We start from the raw sequence: 14,377 nt of genomic DNA, 5'->3' as shown, positions 1-14,377 counted from the left end.
CCCGACACCCACGAACGCCAGGAAACCGGTTCGGGCGGTTTCCCAGTACGACGCCATCATGAGCGGACCAATGCCCGCTCGCGTCTCCCGGCAAACCTTGATCGGGCAAGTTGCGGCGAACGGCTCAGCGGCGCCGCGCGAGGTAGACGGTGTTGGTCGAATCCCTGCCCTGCAGGGGATTGGGGAAGCTGACCACCTCGGCTCGCACGTCGGTGAACACGGCCGAGAGGGTGTCGGTGTACTCGGCCTCGGGCGGGTCGTTGGACCAGAGCGCGAAGATCCCACCGGACTTGAGCAGGCCGGCGAGGCGGTGCGCCCCCTCGACGGTGTAAAAGTCGGCGTTGGTGGGGTGCAGCAGGTGGCGCGGGGAGTGGTCGATGTCGACGATGATCGCGTCGAACTCCCTGCCGGGCGTGGCCGCGTCGTAGCCCTGGCCGGAGCGGGTCAGTGCGAAGAAGTCACCGTGCACCAGTGCGCAACGCTCGTCCGCCCCCAGCGTCCGGCCGGCGGGGATGAGGCCCTGCTGGTGCCATTCGATGACCTCGCCGAGGGCGTCGACGACCACGAGCGAGGCGATGTTCTCGTGTTCCAGGACGGTCTGCGCGGTGTAGCCGAGCCCGAGGCCGCCCACCACGACGGTCAGGTCGTGGCCGGGCAGCTCCGCCAGCGCGAGGTTCGCCAGTTCCACCTCCGCCACGGTGAAGAGGCTCGACATCAGGAACTCCTCGTTGAGCTTGATCTCGTGGATCTCCCTGCCGGTACCGGGTTCGAGCCGGCGGCGCAGGGTCAGCTCGCCCAGCGGGGTCTGGCGGTAGTCGAGTTCCTGGAAGCGCGCACTCATGCGACGGCACGGTACCTCGTGGACACGGACGGGTGAGTGGAGCGGTCAGCCGGCGAAACGGCCGATCGCGACGAACGCCGCCAGCGCCAGCAGAACCACGTTGACGGGCAACGACTTCGTCTCGCCGAGCTTGAGGTGCGCCCGCGCGGCGAAGACCTGGACGACGACCAGCCCGACGGCGGCGATCGGCGTCAGGACCGGGGCGATGCCGGTCAGCCACGGCAGGACCAGGCCGAGCGCGCCGAGCACCTCGACGGCGCCGATGCCCTTCACCGCCGTACCGGACACGTCCCTCGCCCAGTTCCCGTTGGACGCGACGATCTGCTCGTGCGAGCGCACGAGCTTCATGAGACCGCTTGCCAGGTAGACGGCGGCCAGCAGACCCTGGACCACCCACAGCGCGATGTTCATTGCAGACTCCGATCCTTACCTCTTGTGCGTAGCCTCATGATGTGTCTGTGTTGAGGGCGCCACAAAAGGCACATCGGTGTATGTGTCCAGGACGGGAGGGCTGGTTGTGACGGGGTTCACCCGCTCGAACGGCTGCCCGCCGCCGATGAACGACGGCGGCGCGGTCCGCGAGGTGCTGGACCGCATCAGCGACAAGTGGAGCCTGCTGGTGGTCGGCGCGCTGCGCGAGGGTCCGCTGCGCTTCGGCGCGCTGGAGAGGACGATCACCGGCATCTCGCAGCGGATGCTCACGCTGACGCTGAAGCACCTCGTCGAGGACGGCCTGGTCAGCCGCACGGCCTACGCGGAGGTGCCGCCGCGCGTCGAGTACGAGCTGACCGGGCTCGGGAAGACGTTGATGCCACTGGTGATCGCGCTCGCCGAGTGGGCGCTGGAGCACAGCGACGAGATCAACGCCAACCGCCGGCGGTAGAGGTCGTCGAACGGGGTGTGACGACGATCTAGGAGCGGGTCCGCTCGTAGTGCCGGGCCACCCGCGCTCGATTGCCGCACACGTTGGCGGCGCACCAGACCCGGCGCTTGTTCTCCGCCAGGAACATCATCGAACAGGCCGGGTTGGCGCACGCCCGCACCCTGCCCAGCCGTTCGGGGTCGGCCAGCAGCCGGATCGCCTCTCCCGCGATCGCGGCCAGCGCGGGATGACCGGTGTGGTCGTCGTGCCAGCGGACCCCGGCACGCGCCTCGGAACCCCAGCCGTCGAGCCGGGGGCTCGTGGGGACCGAGGCGGCGACGGCGTTGAGGTCCGCGATCCGCGCAGGGTCGGGCGTGCGACCGGTCAGGTGGGCCTCGAACAGGTCCTGGAGCAGCGAACGGAGCCGGCGGGTCGCGCTCAGCGGCGGTGGCGGCGCGACAGGCAGGCGGTCGGCCTGCAACGACCACCACGTCGCGTGGGCGGTCTCGTCGGCGATGAGGTCCTTGACCGGGGCGACGCACAACGCCCGCGTGTCCACCAGGTCGAGCGCGACGAGCGGCTCGGCCCCCATCGGGAACCCTGCCGCCTGGAACTCGGCCAGTGTCGTCGCCACGCTTCTCCTAACGGTTACGAACCCGGTTGAGACGTTAGCAGATTCTCGCCGAAGGAGCTTGCGCCGCCAAACCTAACGCGTATACGGTCGTTCTACCCATTAGAACGAACCGAGGAGAACGACATGCCCGCGATCCGCCACCGCCACGTCGAGGTCGACGGCCTGAAGGTGTTCGTCCGGGAGGCCGGAGACGTGGACAGGCCGACGATCGTGCTGCTGCCGGGCTACCCGTCGAGCACCCGCGCCTACGTGCGGCTGATCGACCGCCTCGCCTCGTCCTGGCACGTCGTCGCCATCGACTACCCCGGCTTCGGCTCGTCCGACCCGCTGCCCGGCGAACCGACGTTCGACCGGCTGGCCGTGGTGACCGGCCAGGTCATCGACCTGCTCGGCATCGGCGACTACGCCGTCTACATGTTCGACTTCGGCTCCCCGGTGGGCTTCCGCGTCGCCCTCGAGCACGACCGGCGCGTCCAGGCCGTGATCACCCAGAACGGCAACGCGTACGTCGAGGGGCTCGGTCCCGACATGCAGGGCCTGAACGGCTGGTGGAAGGACCGCTCGCAGGACCAGGAGATGATCGACTGGGTCGTCAGCCTCGACGGCACCCGCCACCAGTGGCTCGCGGGCGCCCAGGACCCCGAGCGCATCGACCCCGAACAGGCGCTCGCCGACCAGCGCGTCCTCGACCTGCCCGGCCGCGCCGACTACATGAGGTCCCTGTTGTGGGACTACCAGACCAACATCGGCCGCTACCCGGCCTGGCAGGCGTGGCTGCGCGAACGGCAGCCGGCGGTGCTCGCCGTCTGGGGCCGTCACGACACGTTCTTCGTGCCCGCCGGAGCCGAGGCCTACCGCCGCGACGTGCCCTCCGCCGAGGTCGTGCTGCTCGACACCGGGCACTTCGCCCTGGAGGAGGCGGCCGACGAGATCGCCGGGCACGTGCACACGGTGCTGGCGAAGACTTTCGCCTGACCTGGGGATTCAAGAAAAGGTGCAAGAGCTCCGCAACACCGGTTCCTCATCGTGATGACGCGGCTACCAGTCGTGCACACGAGGAGGGGACATGATCAGGAAAGTGACCGCGGCGCTCGCGGTGGCGGGCGCGGTGCTGCTGGGGCTGGCAACACCCGCGTCGGCCGAGGTGCAGGTGAACCCGTTCTGCCAGAACGGGAGCGGCTACCAGACCCGCGTCGACATCAGTGACATCGTCGCCACCAACGGTGTGTCGGTCGGCACGGTCGAGCTGTGCCGCGCGGGCAGCCTGTACTTCGCCTTCGCGCTGTTCGACAAGCCCATGACCGCGAGCCAGTACGCACAGGTCTGGCTCCACCGCTACGACCGCGGCGAGCTGGTCGGCGCCGTCAACTGCGACAGCCCCGGCGGCAACAAGCACATCAAACCCGGCGAGCGACGCTGCTGGACCCCGAACCTGAACGGCGCGGCCTCCAGGTACACGTTCATGGCGTCGGCCCTGCAGTACAGCAGTCACACGGGCGACCTCCTGTCCGGCGGAGTCACGGACGAGAGGCGCTGATCCGCCCGAGACGGGCTCCCGTCGTCGGATGACGTCGTGGTGCCGCCCGCACGTCGTGGGGCGGCACCACGATCGTCTACATCAGGATGAAGTAGGGCGAGTACACGGCGCCGGTGGAGTCCTTCCAGTCCTTGCCCTGGCAGATCTGACCGTTCTGCGGCTCGATGACCTGGACGGTGCCGCTGGTGTCGATGAAGACGTTGACGGCGTGCGCGCTGTTCTTCGTCGTCCCGAAGATGATGCCGACCGCGTAGCCGTACTCCGGGCTCGCCGCGTAGGCGTCCTTCGAGGACTGTGCTTTGTAGACGTAGCTGAAGTCGTCGCAGTCGAAGTAGTTGGCCTTCCAGCTGTACTGCGCGAGCCCGGAGTTCTGGTAGGTCGACATCGCCTGCGCGGTCGTGACAGCCTGGTAGTACAGGTCCCCGGTGTTGAGCTTCAGGTCGTAGCTGGCATCGGGCCACGCGGCGCTGAACAGGCTGTTCAGCTTCTTCTGCTGCACGTAGAACTTGTGGAACGTGAGCGAGGCGGCGGAGTGCGAACTCGAGACGTACGCCCAGTTCCACGAACCGGAGTCCGAGCACAGGGTCATGGTCGTGCCGTTGTTGTTCCACGACAGGGTGTAGGCCTGCGAACCGTCCGCGTTGGTCTGGGCGGCCTTCGCGGTCATCGACATCACCGGATAGCCGGTGCCGTAGTCGGACGGCGCCCAGAAGGCGTACTCCCACGAGGTCGCGGTGCCGTTCGAGTGCAGTGGCCAGGTACGTGCCGGCATGGTGATCGACGAGGGCGTGCTGACCGGGTTCGCGGAGAACTGCAGCGGGAACACGTCGGTCCAGTAGCTGTTGTAGGCGCCGAAGTACGCCCACTCCCAGGAGCCGCTACCCGCGTCCTGGACGCTCAGCACCCGTCCGTGGGAGTCCTGGATGACGTACGGCGTGTTCGCGTCCAGCTGCTCGGCGGGGATCGGCTCGCTCAGCGAGAGGATCGGGCCCTCGCCTCTGGCGAGGCCCGGTGCGTTCTCGCCTCTTCTCGGGGCGTGCAGGTGGCCGGCGAGCAGGTCGCCGGGGTTGGCGTGCCGTTCGCGCGGGGCGGGGAGGAGCAGCTCGGTGGTCTCGGTCGGGGTGATGCGCAGGATCGTCATGGCGGCCTCGGAAAGGAAGGGGTTTGGACCCGTTCAACGTTCCGCCGGCCGCCGTGGCGCGACAAGATATCTATAGGTGGACCGGAGAGGCCGCCGCGGGCGTTGCGCTCCGGCAAGCCACCCGGAGGTGTGTCGCTGCCGGGTGAAATCCGCCGCGCTGCCTCTTGACCCGGTCAAGCAGTGCTATTCGGTGGAGTCACCGCTGGCGCAGCGCGGCCTCGATCGCCTCGGTGACGGTGGCGTCCTCGGGCTCGGTGCGCGGCCGGAACCGGCCGATGACCTGGCCGTCGCGCGAGACGAGGAACTTCTCGAAGTTCCACTGCACGTCACCGGCCGTGCCGTCGGCGTCGGCGTGCCGGGTCAGCTCCTGGTAGACGGCGTGCTGATCGGGCCCGTTGACCTCGATCTTCTCGAAGAGGGGGAACGACACCCCGTACGTCGCCGAGCAGAACGTGGCGATCTCCTCGGCCGTGCCCGGCTCCTGGCCCATGAACTGGTTGCACGGGAAGCCGACCACGGAGAAGCCCTCGGTGCCGTACTTCTCCTGCAGCCGCTCCAGGCCCGCGTACTGCGGGGTGAGGCCGCAGCGCGAGGCGACGTTGACGACGAGCGCCACCTTGCCCCGCAGTGCCCCCAGGTCGCCGGGCTCACCCGCGAGCGTGCGGACCGGGATGTCGTAGATCTCCATGCCGCCAACGTAGTTCATGTCTTGGACCCTCCGGGAGCGGGCACGATCCGGGAGGCGAGTGAGGGCGGCGCGGGGGCGACGCCCGGCCCGCCCGCGTCGACCCAGTCGATCACGCCCTCCACCGTCTCGTCGTCCAGCACGGACCCGACCCACACCGCCCGCGCCCCGACCGCACGGGCGGCGGGACTGGGCCGCACGACGACCACGTTCGACGACTCGCACGCGTCCAGGCAGTCGGCCACGAGCACGGAGGGGATCCGCTCCCGCAGCACCGCGAGCTGGTGGTCGTGGTCGACCTCGGGGTGCTTGCGCGCGGTGCCGCAGCAGCAGCCGCGGCACACGGTGATCCGGGAACTCATGATCACCGTTCTACGCAGTCGACTGTTCGTTGCACAACGAGCACATTCCGCTGGCCGTCCGGGGACATCGCTCCGGAAAGCTCGAAGTCGTGGCTGGTAAAGGAATTGCGATGATGCTCCTGCTCGTGATGGTGACGGGTTGCACACCCGCGGGCCCGCAGATGACAGGCACTCACACGAGCACGCGGGTGAAGACGACCGGCGACGGCAGCATCCCGAAGAACGAGACCATCTCGCTGGACGACGACGGGCACGCCGCCATCGCGAACCTCGACCCGGCGTTGCTGGCCGCCATGCGCAAGGCCGCCGCCGACGCGTTGCTGAAGGGCGTCGAGTTCCGGGTGACGTCGGGCTGGCGCAGCGCCGAGTACCAGCAGCGGCTGCTCGACGAGGCGATCGACCTGTACCGCAGCAAGGACGAGGCGCTGCGGTGGGTGCACCCGCCGGAGAAGTCGGCGCACGTCACGGGCAAGGCGATCGACATCGGGCCGACCAACGCCGACGACTGGCTCATCCAGCACGGCTCGGACTACGGGTTGTGCCAGGCCTACGCCAACGAGATGTGGCACTTCGAGCTGCTGACGACACCCGGTGGCCAGTGCCCGCAGCCGCAGAGCAACGCCGGCTAACGACCGTGGATCACGGCCAGGGCGTGCTCGCGGGCCGGAGCGCTCAGGGTGGCGTTGAGCTCCCCGAACAGGGCCTCGGCCGTGACGCCGTTCCAGCCGGGAGGCAGCAGCGACAGGGGGAGACCCGGGTCGCTGTACGGCAGGCGCCGCCACGCCGTGAGCATCGGGACGTAGGTCTGGAAGGCCTGCTCCGGTGAGATGACGCCGGCATCCAGAACGGGACGGTGGCGGCGCAGGAAGTCCGCGTACAGGTCGGTCAGCTCGTCGAGGTCCCACCAGGCGCGCACCTTCGAGCGCAGGTCGCCGAACGCGAAGTGGTGCCCCGCGAAGATGTCGACGAACTCGGACAGGCCGCGGCGCTCCAGGGTGCGACGGGTCTCCGTCGCGAGGTTGCCCGGTGCCACCCACACACCGGGGGCCGTGGTGCCGAAACCGAGCTGGATCAGGCTGGTGCGCAGGGCGTGGCGCTTGTCGCGTTCGGACTCGGGCACGGAGAAGACGACGACCAGCCACCCGTCCTCGGCGGTGGCGCGGCGGCGTTCGAAGATGCGGGTGTCGCCCTCGGCCAGCGTCTCCAGGGTGGGTTCGGCCAGCGCGTAACCGGCGCCGTCGCGGCGTTCGGCCCGCACGACGCCCCGGCGCTTCAGGCGCGAGATCGACGACCTCACCGCCTGGCCCTCCACGCCCAGGTCGGCCATGAGCTGGACGACGGAGGCGACGGAGAGCCAGTTGTGCTCGCCGCGCGCGTAGAGGCCGAAGATCGTGATGATCAGCGGGCCGAGCCGGTCGCGCCCGGCGGGAGCCGCGGCTTCCACGGTCATGTCCGCGACGTCCAGTGCCCTCTCCTCACCTTGATCAGCCGAGCTTAACGCCCGGCCCACCCAGGTCCGTCAGCGTGACGGTGTTGCGCAGTTCGCCCAGGCCGCTGACCCGCGTCACCACGACGTCGCCGTCACGCAGGAAGAGCTGCGGCTCACGGGCGTTGCCGACGCCGCTGGGGGTGCCGGTCAGGATCACGTCGCCCGCGCGCAGGGTCATGCCCTGGCTGAGCTCGGCGATGATCTGAGCGAACGAGAACGCCATCTGCTCGCTCGACGCGTCCTGCAGCAGCACGCCGTTGACCTCGCACTGGACCCGCATCCCCGTCAGGTCGACGGAGTCGGTGGTGGTCAGCCACGGGCCGAGCGGCATCGTCGCGTCGAGGCTCTTGCCCTTGAGCCACTGGCCGCCGTGCGCGCGTTGCAGGTCGCGCTGCGAGACGTCGTTCGCGACGAGGAAGCCGAACACGTGGTCCAGCGCCTTCTCCTCCGGGATCGACCGGCCGTCGCGCCCGATGACCATCGCGATCTCCGCCTCGTAGTCCCACTTCTGGGACACCGCCGGGTCGTACGCGATGGGGTCGGACGGGCCGATGACGGTGTCCGGGCCCTTGGTGAAGAAGGTCGGCCGCAGCGGACGGGAGACCGGGTCTTGGCCCTCGCGCTTGCCCGCGGACTCGTCGAAGTGGTCCCAGTAGTTCCAGCCGGTGCACAGGATGTCGCGGTTGAAGCGGTGCAACGGCGCCTCCAGCCGCACCTCGGCCAGCGGCAGCACCTCGGCGCCGGCCACGTCGGCCGGTGCCCCGCGCACGATGTCGTCGACCGTGGTGGACAACACCGAGACGAGACGTCTCGTCTCGTCGACCACCGCCGCGCGCCGCACTCCGCCGACTGTCACAGCTGCGAGCTTCACCCGCGCACCTCCTCGGATATCGCGTTCACGTTTCGTGGATCATGAATACGCTATCGATTCAGCTCGGCCTGACCAGCCGCTCCTCGGGGATCACCGCGACACCGAGGATCTCGATGAGCGCCTCGGGCTGCCACAGCGCGGTGCAGCCGATGCCCGCCATGGCCGGGTAGACGGGTCCGGCGAGCTCGCGCCACGCCTTGCCGATCTCCTTGCCGTGGGCCTGGTAGTCGGGGATGTCGGTGAGGTAGATCGTGATGCTGACCAGGTCTTCCGGCTCGCCACCGGCCGCGCGCAACGTGGTGAGCACGTTGCCGAACGCCTGCCGGAACTGTTCGACGATCCCGCCCGGGACGATCTTCATGTCCGCGTCCAGGGCGGTCTGCCCGCCGAGGTACAGGGTGGTGCCGGCGAGGGTGCCGTGGGAGTAACCGCTCGGCGCAGGAAGGCTGGCCGGGTTCACTGCTGCTGGCCTCATGAGTATTGACACTATCTGACGGTCGTGAAGAATACGAGATATGGAGCCCGACCTGAGCAAGTACCAGCTCGACGGCGACAACTCGATGTACCGGCTGCCCAGCGGCCTGGTCGCGCCGGTCGTCACGCGCGGTGGCGCCGAGAACCCGGACACCGCGAACTCCGGCGGCGCGATCCGGGTCTCGGGCGTGAGCATCCAGCACACCCCGGCGAGGAGGCTGTGGTTCGGGAAGGTCACCAACGAACCCGGCTACCGCTCGGTCACCCACCACCACGGTGAGGCCGAGACCGGCGGGTACGTGCTGTCCGGCCGCGCCCGGATCTACTTCGGCGAGAAGTTCGAGGACTACCTCGACATGGAGGAGGGCGACTGGGTGTTCGTGCCCCCGTTCATGCCGCACATCGAGTGCAACCTCGACCGCAACAACCCGCTCACGTGGATGACCACGCGGACACCGGAGAACATCGTCGTGAACCTCGACGACGTCCCGGACGAGGACCTGCGCGACTGGCTGACCCGATGACGACCTCGAAGACCTTCACCGAGGCCATCGCGCTGGAGAAAGCCGAGCCGGAGCACTTCGACCTGGCCTTCACCGCCGTCACCCAGCCCTGCCCGTGGCCCAAGGCCTACGGCGGGGACCTGGTCGCCGCCGCCGCTGCCGCCGCCATGCGCTCGGTCACCGACGGCAAGACGCTGCACTCGATGCACAGCTACTTCCTGCGCCCGGCCGACATCGGCGCCCCGGTGCGCTACGAGGTCGAGGTGCTGCGCGACGGCCGCGGCTACAGCACCCGGCAGGTCCGCGGCTACCAGAACGGCAAGCCCCTCTACGTCTGCCTCGCGAACTTCGCCGCGGGAGAACCGGGCGGCAGCTTCCAGGCCGAGACCGCGGCCTTGCCCGGCCCGGACGCGCTGCCGAGCACCGCGGACCTCCTCGCCGGACGCTCCGGCGGCACGATGACCGAGGAGTCGCAGGCCTACTGGTCGGCGGGCCGCAGCTTCGACATGCGGCACGTACCCGGCCCCGTCTACCTCGAGGTCGAGGGCGACAAGGTGCCGCACCAGGCGGTGTGGATCAAGCCGTTCGACCCGCTGAGGCCCGTCGACGGACTGACCGACGCCCAGCGGGACCTCGCCGCGCTGGCCTACGTCTGCGACTACACGATCCTCGAGCCGATCCTGCGGGTGCTCGACCTGCCGTGGGCCCGGCCGGGCCTCGTCACCGCGAGCCTCGACCACGCCATGTGGTTCCACCGCGCGGGCCCGGTCGACGACTGGCTGCTCTACGTGCAGGAGGCCGTCGCCGCTGACGACGGCCGTGGCCTGGGACACGGCCGCTTCTTCACCCGCGATGGCCTCCACCTCGCGACCGTTGCCCAGGAGGGCATGATCCGCGCTTCCTGACCCGCCGCCCGCGGAAGGACCCACCATGGACACCTTCGCCCGTGACCACTTACCTCCCTCGGCGCTGTGGCCGGCGATCGAGTTCACGACGCCCGAACTGGAGTACCCGGCCAGGCTCAACGCCGCCACCGAACTGATCGACGTCCCGGTGGCGCGGTTCGGCCCCGACCGCCCGGCGCTGCGCACCCCCGCCGGTGAGGTCTGGACCTACGGCGAGCTGCGGACCCGTGCGAACCAGGTGGCCCAGGTGCTCGTCGAGGACCTCGGTCTCGTTGCAGGGCAACGGGTTCTGCTGCGCTCGCCCAACAACCCGTGGACCGTGGCGGCGTGGCTCGGCGTCCTGAAGGCCGGTGGTGTCGCGGTGACGACCATGGCCGCGCTGAGGACCCGCGAGCTCCTGCCGGTCGTCGAGCGGACCCGGCCGTCGATCGCGCTGGTCGACCCGCGCTTCACCGCCGACGTCCGAGAACTGACGTCGCTGACCGTGGTGGACTACGACGACCTCCAGGTGCTCGCCGCGACCAAGCCGGGGGAGTTCACCGCCGTGGACACCGCCGCCGACGACGTGGCACTGCTCGCGCCGACGTCCGGCAGCACCGGATCACCGAAGATCACCGTGCACTTCCACCGCGACGTCCTGTCCATCGACAACACGTTCGGCCGGCATGTGCTGCGGCTGAACGAGAACGACGTCGTCGCGTGCACAGCTCCGTTCGCCTTCACGTTCGGCCTCGGCATGCTCGTCGTGTTCCCGTTGCGCGCCGGTGCCTGCGCGCTGCTGACCGAGGCCGGTACGCCCGCCCAGGTCGCGGACTTCGTTCAGCAGCACGGAGTCACGGTGCTAGCGACGGCGCCGACCGCGTACAAGGCGATCCTGCGCGACGGCGTCGACGCGAAGCTCTCCGGCCTGCGGACCGCGGTGTCGGCCGGCGAGCACATCCCGCAGGAGACCTGGCAACGGCTGCACGACCGCCTCGGACTCCGCGTGATCGACGGCATCGGCGCCACGGAACTGTTGCACATCTTCATCTCCGCCGCCGGTGACGACATCCGGCCGGGCTCCACGGGCACACCTGTGCCGGGCTACCGCGCCACCGTGCTCGGCGCCGCCGGTGAGGAGCTCGGTCCCGGCGAACCCGGACGGCTCGCCGTGATCGGCCCCGTCGGGTGCCGCTACCTCGACGACGAGCGGCAGAAGGACTACGTGGTGAACGGCTGGAACGTCACCGGCGACGTCTTCCACCGCGACGAGGACGGCTACTTCCACTACCACGCCCGCAGCGACCACATGATCGTGTCCTCCGGTTACAACATCGGCGGGCCCGAGGTCGAGGAGGCCATCGACACCCACCCGGACGTGCTGGAGTCCGCCGTCGTCGCCAAACCGGACGACGAACGCGGCTCGGTCGTCTGCGCGTTCGTGGTGCTGCGCGAGGGCGTCGTGGGCGACGAGGCGAAGGCTCGCGAGATCCAGGACCACGTGAAGCACACCATCGCGCCGTACAAGTACCCGCGCGAGGTTCGCTTCCGGACCTCGTTGCCCCGCAACGCGAGCGGCAAGCTGCAGCGCTTCGCCCTCCGCAAGATCGTCGAGGAGGAGGTGCCGGCGTGAAGGTCGCACCCAAGAGGATCGCTGTCGTCGGTGGTGGCCCGGGTGGCCTGTACTTCGCCGCGCTGATGAAGCAGCTCGACCCTTCGCATGACGTCACCATCTGGGAACGCGACGCAGCCGACGTGACGTTCGGCTTCGGCGTGGTGTTCTCCGACGAGACGCTCGGCGGCATCGAGAACGCCGACCCGGAGTTCGCCGACGCCATGTCCCGCCGGTTCGCCCGGTGGACGGACATCGACATCCACCACCGCGGCGAGAGTCACACCGTGGGCGGGCAGGGGTTCGCCGCGATGAGCCGCAAGGAGCTGCTCCACCTGCTCCAGCAACGGTGCCGTGACCTCGGCGTGGTCGTGCACTACTCGACGCCCGCACCGCCGGTCGAGGTCCTGCGCGCGAGCCACGACCTCGTGGTGGGCGCGGACGGCGTGAACTCGTTGGTGCGGCAGTCCTCACCGGAGGTCTTCCGCTCCACTGTGGACCACAGGCGCAACAAGTACATGTGGCTCGGCACGGACCTCGTGTTCGAGGCGTTCCAGTTCTTCATCAAGGACACGCCGTGGGGGACCATGCAGGTCCACGGCTACCCCTACTCGGACAGCGGTTCCACGTTCATCGTCGAGATGCACGAGGACGTCTGGCGCCGCGCCGGTTTCGACACCGCCGAGGAGTTCGGGCCGGGTGTCTCGGACGAACGCGCCGTCGACCGGATCCGCGAGCTGTTCGCGGAGGAGCTGGCGGGCCACCAGGTGTTCGCCAACAACTCGAAGTGGCTCAGCTTCACCACCGTGCGGAACGTTCGCTGGCACGACGGCAACCTGGTCCTCGTCGGCGACGCCGCGCACACCGCGCACTTCTCCATCGGCTCCGGCACGAAGCTCGCGATGGAGGACTCGCTCGCCCTCGCCGCGTGCCTGCACGAACACCCTGACGTCGAGACCGCGCTGACGGCCTACGAGTCCGAACGGCGCCCCGTGGTGGAATCCACCCAGCGCGCCGCCCAGGCGTCCCTGGAGTGGTTCGAGAACATCGGCATGTACGCCGAGCAGGAGCCGACCCGGTTCTGCTTCAACCTGCTCACGCGCTCGCGCCGGATCACCTACGACAACCTCCGCACCCGCGACTCGGAGTTCGCCGACCGCGTCGACGCCGCCTTCGCCGCTTCCCAGGGGCTCACCGAGACGGCTCCGGCCATGTTCCAGCCGTTCCGCCTGGGAGAGCTCGAACTCAAGAACCGCGTGATCGTCTCGGCGATGGACATGTACTCCGCGGCCGACGGCGTGCCCGGCGACTTCCACCTCGTCCACCTGGGCTCCAAGGCCATGGGCGGCGCGGGACTGGTCATGACCGAGATGGTCTGCGTCTCGCCGGAAGGCCGCATCACGCCCGGCTGCACCGGCTTGTGGACCGACGAGCAACGCGACTCGTGGGCACGGATCGTGGCGTTCGCCCACGAGCGGAGCACCGCCCGCATCGGGCTGCAGCTCGGCCACTCCGGCCGCAAGGGCTCGACCCGCCTGATGTGGGAGGGCATGGACGAACCGCTGCCCGAGGGCGGCTGGGACGTCATCGGTCCGTCCGCGCTGCCCTACGGCCCGGGATCACCCGTTCCGTCCGAGGCGACCCGCGCCGACCTCGACCGGATCACCGCCGAGTTCGTCGCGGCGGCGGAACGTGGTGCCGAAGCGGGGTTCGACCTGCTCGAACTGCACTGCGCGCACGGCTACCTGCTGTCGTCGTTCCTCTCACCGGTGGCCAACCAGCGCACCGACGAGTACGGCGGCTCGCTGGCGAACCGTCTGAGGTACCCGCTGGAGGTGTTCGACGCCGTGCGCGCGGTGTGGCCGCCCGAGCGCCCGATGATCGTGCGCATCTCCGCGACCGACTGGGTCGACGGCGGCAACACCGAGCACGACGCCGTGGAGATCGCCCGCGCGTTCATCGCCCACGGCGCGAACGCGATCGACGTCTCCACCGGCCAGGTCACGGCAGACGAACGCCCTGCTTACGGCCGCAGCTACCAGACCCCGTTCGCGGACCGGATCCGTCACGAGGTCACCGGCGCCGCCGTCATCGCGGTGGGTGCCATCGCCTCCTACGACGACGTCAACTCCATCCTGCTCGCGGGTCGCGCCGACCTGTGCGCGATCGGCCGCACCCACCTCTACGACCCGCACTGGACGCTGCACGCGGCGGCGGAACAGGACTACCGGGCCGAGTGGCCTGTCCAGTTCCGGGCGGGCAGCCGCAAACCGCCGTCCGCGCGCACCGACGCCGTCCGCCCGCGGTTGTCCCTGCTGCGGGCCGACCCGCCGGACCGGAACGTGCACCTGCGCTGGACCCCGCACCGGGCCCATTCGCTTCTCTGATAGGCGTTTCGGTGGCGTTCAGGTGAAACTTCATTCGGCTATGAATTGGAATCTCCTTTCAGGTCACATGTCCCGCGTCCCCGCGTTGGTCTGAT

The 14,377-nt window shown here is 69.3% G+C and carries 17 protein-coding genes; 8 read left to right on the top strand and 9 right to left on the bottom strand.

Annotated features, from left to right (window positions below):
* Positions 1-124 precede the first annotated feature (124 nt).
* Both PV646_RS23050 and PV646_RS23045 read right to left on the bottom strand, forming a co-directional pair.
* Positions 125-841: a spermine/spermidine synthase domain-containing protein gene (locus tag PV646_RS23050; RefSeq protein ID WP_500344243.1), complete on the bottom strand. Its 717-nt coding sequence runs from the start codon at positions 839-841 to the stop codon at positions 125-127.
* 45 nt (positions 842-886) lie between these two features.
* Positions 887-1,252: a DoxX family protein gene (locus tag PV646_RS23045; protein WP_500344242.1), complete on the bottom strand. Its 366-nt coding sequence runs from the start codon at positions 1,250-1,252 to the stop codon at positions 887-889.
* Positions 1,253-1,397: 145 nt separating this feature from the next.
* Here PV646_RS23045 and PV646_RS23040 point away from each other — a divergent pair, with 145 nt between their 5' ends.
* Positions 1,398-1,724 carry a winged helix-turn-helix transcriptional regulator gene (locus tag PV646_RS23040; RefSeq protein ID WP_500345066.1) on the top strand — a complete coding sequence of 109 codons (327 nt, stop codon included), beginning with the start codon at positions 1,398-1,400 and terminating at the stop codon, positions 1,722-1,724.
* A gap of 28 nt (positions 1,725-1,752) precedes the next feature.
* On the opposite strand, the gene PV646_RS23035 is transcribed toward PV646_RS23040, so the two are convergent.
* The gene (locus PV646_RS23035; RefSeq protein ID WP_500344241.1) at positions 1,753-2,337 is read right to left on the bottom strand and encodes a CGNR zinc finger domain-containing protein; all 585 of its coding nucleotides are present in this window, start codon (positions 2,335-2,337) and stop codon (positions 1,753-1,755) included.
* Positions 2,338-2,460: 123 nt separating this feature from the next.
* On the opposite strand from PV646_RS23035, the gene PV646_RS23030 reads away from it, so the two are divergent.
* Together PV646_RS23030 and PV646_RS23025 are read left to right on the top strand one after the other, a co-directional pair.
* The gene (locus PV646_RS23030) at positions 2,461-3,312 is read left to right on the top strand and encodes an alpha/beta fold hydrolase (RefSeq protein ID WP_500344240.1); all 852 of its coding nucleotides are present in this window, start codon (positions 2,461-2,463) and stop codon (positions 3,310-3,312) included.
* Between the two features lie 91 nt (positions 3,313-3,403).
* Positions 3,404-3,874, top strand: a complete 471-nt coding sequence (locus PV646_RS23025; RefSeq protein WP_500344239.1) for a hypothetical protein — start codon at positions 3,404-3,406, stop codon at positions 3,872-3,874.
* A gap of 76 nt (positions 3,875-3,950) precedes the next feature.
* Here PV646_RS23025 and PV646_RS23020 read toward each other — a convergent pair whose 3' ends face one another.
* The 3 genes from PV646_RS23020 to PV646_RS23010 all read right to left on the bottom strand — a co-directional run bounded on the left by PV646_RS23020 (position 3,951) and on the right by PV646_RS23010 (position 6,062).
* Positions 3,951-5,015 carry a lectin MOA-related protein gene (locus tag PV646_RS23020; protein WP_500344238.1) on the bottom strand — a complete coding sequence of 355 codons (1,065 nt, stop codon included), beginning with the start codon at positions 5,013-5,015 and terminating at the stop codon, positions 3,951-3,953.
* A gap of 196 nt (positions 5,016-5,211) precedes the next feature.
* On the bottom strand, positions 5,212-5,703 hold the full coding sequence (locus tag PV646_RS23015) for a glutathione peroxidase (RefSeq protein WP_500345065.1): 492 nt from the start codon (positions 5,701-5,703) through the stop codon (positions 5,212-5,214).
* 14 nt (positions 5,704-5,717) lie between these two features.
* On the bottom strand, positions 5,718-6,062 hold the full coding sequence (locus PV646_RS23010) for a hypothetical protein (protein ID WP_500344237.1): 345 nt from the start codon (positions 6,060-6,062) through the stop codon (positions 5,718-5,720).
* Positions 6,063-6,172: 110 nt separating this feature from the next.
* On the opposite strand from PV646_RS23010, the gene PV646_RS23005 reads away from it, so the two are divergent.
* Positions 6,173-6,691: a M15 family metallopeptidase gene (locus tag PV646_RS23005; protein ID WP_500344236.1), complete on the top strand. Its 519-nt coding sequence runs from the start codon at positions 6,173-6,175 to the stop codon at positions 6,689-6,691.
* On the opposite strand, the gene PV646_RS23000 is transcribed toward PV646_RS23005, so the two are convergent.
* From PV646_RS23000 to PV646_RS22990, 3 genes are read right to left on the bottom strand one after another with little or no spacing between them, the layout of a single operon-like run.
* Positions 6,688-7,512 carry a PaaX family transcriptional regulator gene (locus PV646_RS23000; protein WP_500344235.1) on the bottom strand — a complete coding sequence of 275 codons (825 nt, stop codon included), beginning with the start codon at positions 7,510-7,512 and terminating at the stop codon, positions 6,688-6,690. The two genes, PV646_RS23005 and PV646_RS23000, sit on opposite strands and share 4 nt — an antisense overlap.
* A gap of 34 nt (positions 7,513-7,546) precedes the next feature.
* The gene (locus tag PV646_RS22995) at positions 7,547-8,422 is read right to left on the bottom strand and encodes a fumarylacetoacetate hydrolase family protein (RefSeq protein WP_500344234.1); all 876 of its coding nucleotides are present in this window, start codon (positions 8,420-8,422) and stop codon (positions 7,547-7,549) included.
* Positions 8,423-8,480: 58 nt separating this feature from the next.
* Positions 8,481-8,897, bottom strand: coding sequence for a RidA family protein (locus PV646_RS22990; RefSeq protein WP_500344233.1), 417 nt, complete (start codon positions 8,895-8,897; stop codon positions 8,481-8,483).
* Between the two features lie 40 nt (positions 8,898-8,937).
* Between PV646_RS22990 and PV646_RS22985 the strand changes: the two genes are divergently transcribed.
* Genes PV646_RS22985 through PV646_RS22970 form a run of 4 tightly spaced genes read left to right on the top strand, consistent with a single transcriptional unit; the run spans position 8,938 to position 14,282 of the window.
* Positions 8,938-9,420, top strand: a complete 483-nt coding sequence (locus tag PV646_RS22985; RefSeq protein WP_500344232.1) for a cupin domain-containing protein — start codon at positions 8,938-8,940, stop codon at positions 9,418-9,420.
* A complete protein-coding gene (locus tag PV646_RS22980; protein ID WP_500344231.1) occupies positions 9,417-10,304 on the top strand; it encodes an acyl-CoA thioesterase in 888 nt (295 codons plus the stop codon). Before PV646_RS22985 ends, PV646_RS22980 begins: the two co-directional genes overlap by 4 nt.
* A 25-nt stretch (positions 10,305-10,329) precedes the next feature.
* Positions 10,330-11,916 carry an AMP-binding protein gene (locus PV646_RS22975; protein ID WP_500344230.1) on the top strand — a complete coding sequence of 529 codons (1,587 nt, stop codon included), beginning with the start codon at positions 10,330-10,332 and terminating at the stop codon, positions 11,914-11,916.
* On the top strand, positions 11,913-14,282 hold the full coding sequence (locus tag PV646_RS22970; protein ID WP_500344229.1) for a bifunctional salicylyl-CoA 5-hydroxylase/oxidoreductase: 2,370 nt from the start codon (positions 11,913-11,915) through the stop codon (positions 14,280-14,282). Before PV646_RS22975 ends, PV646_RS22970 begins: the two co-directional genes overlap by 4 nt.
* The last annotated feature ends 95 nt before the right edge of the window (positions 14,283-14,377 follow it).

This window comes from Streptomyces sp. ID05-26A (genome assembly GCF_033794685.1).
GTDB lineage: Bacteria > Actinomycetota > Actinomycetes > Mycobacteriales > Pseudonocardiaceae > Lentzea.
Note: the sequence above shows the minus strand (reverse complement) of the source record. Positions and strands in the feature narration are given on the sequence as shown.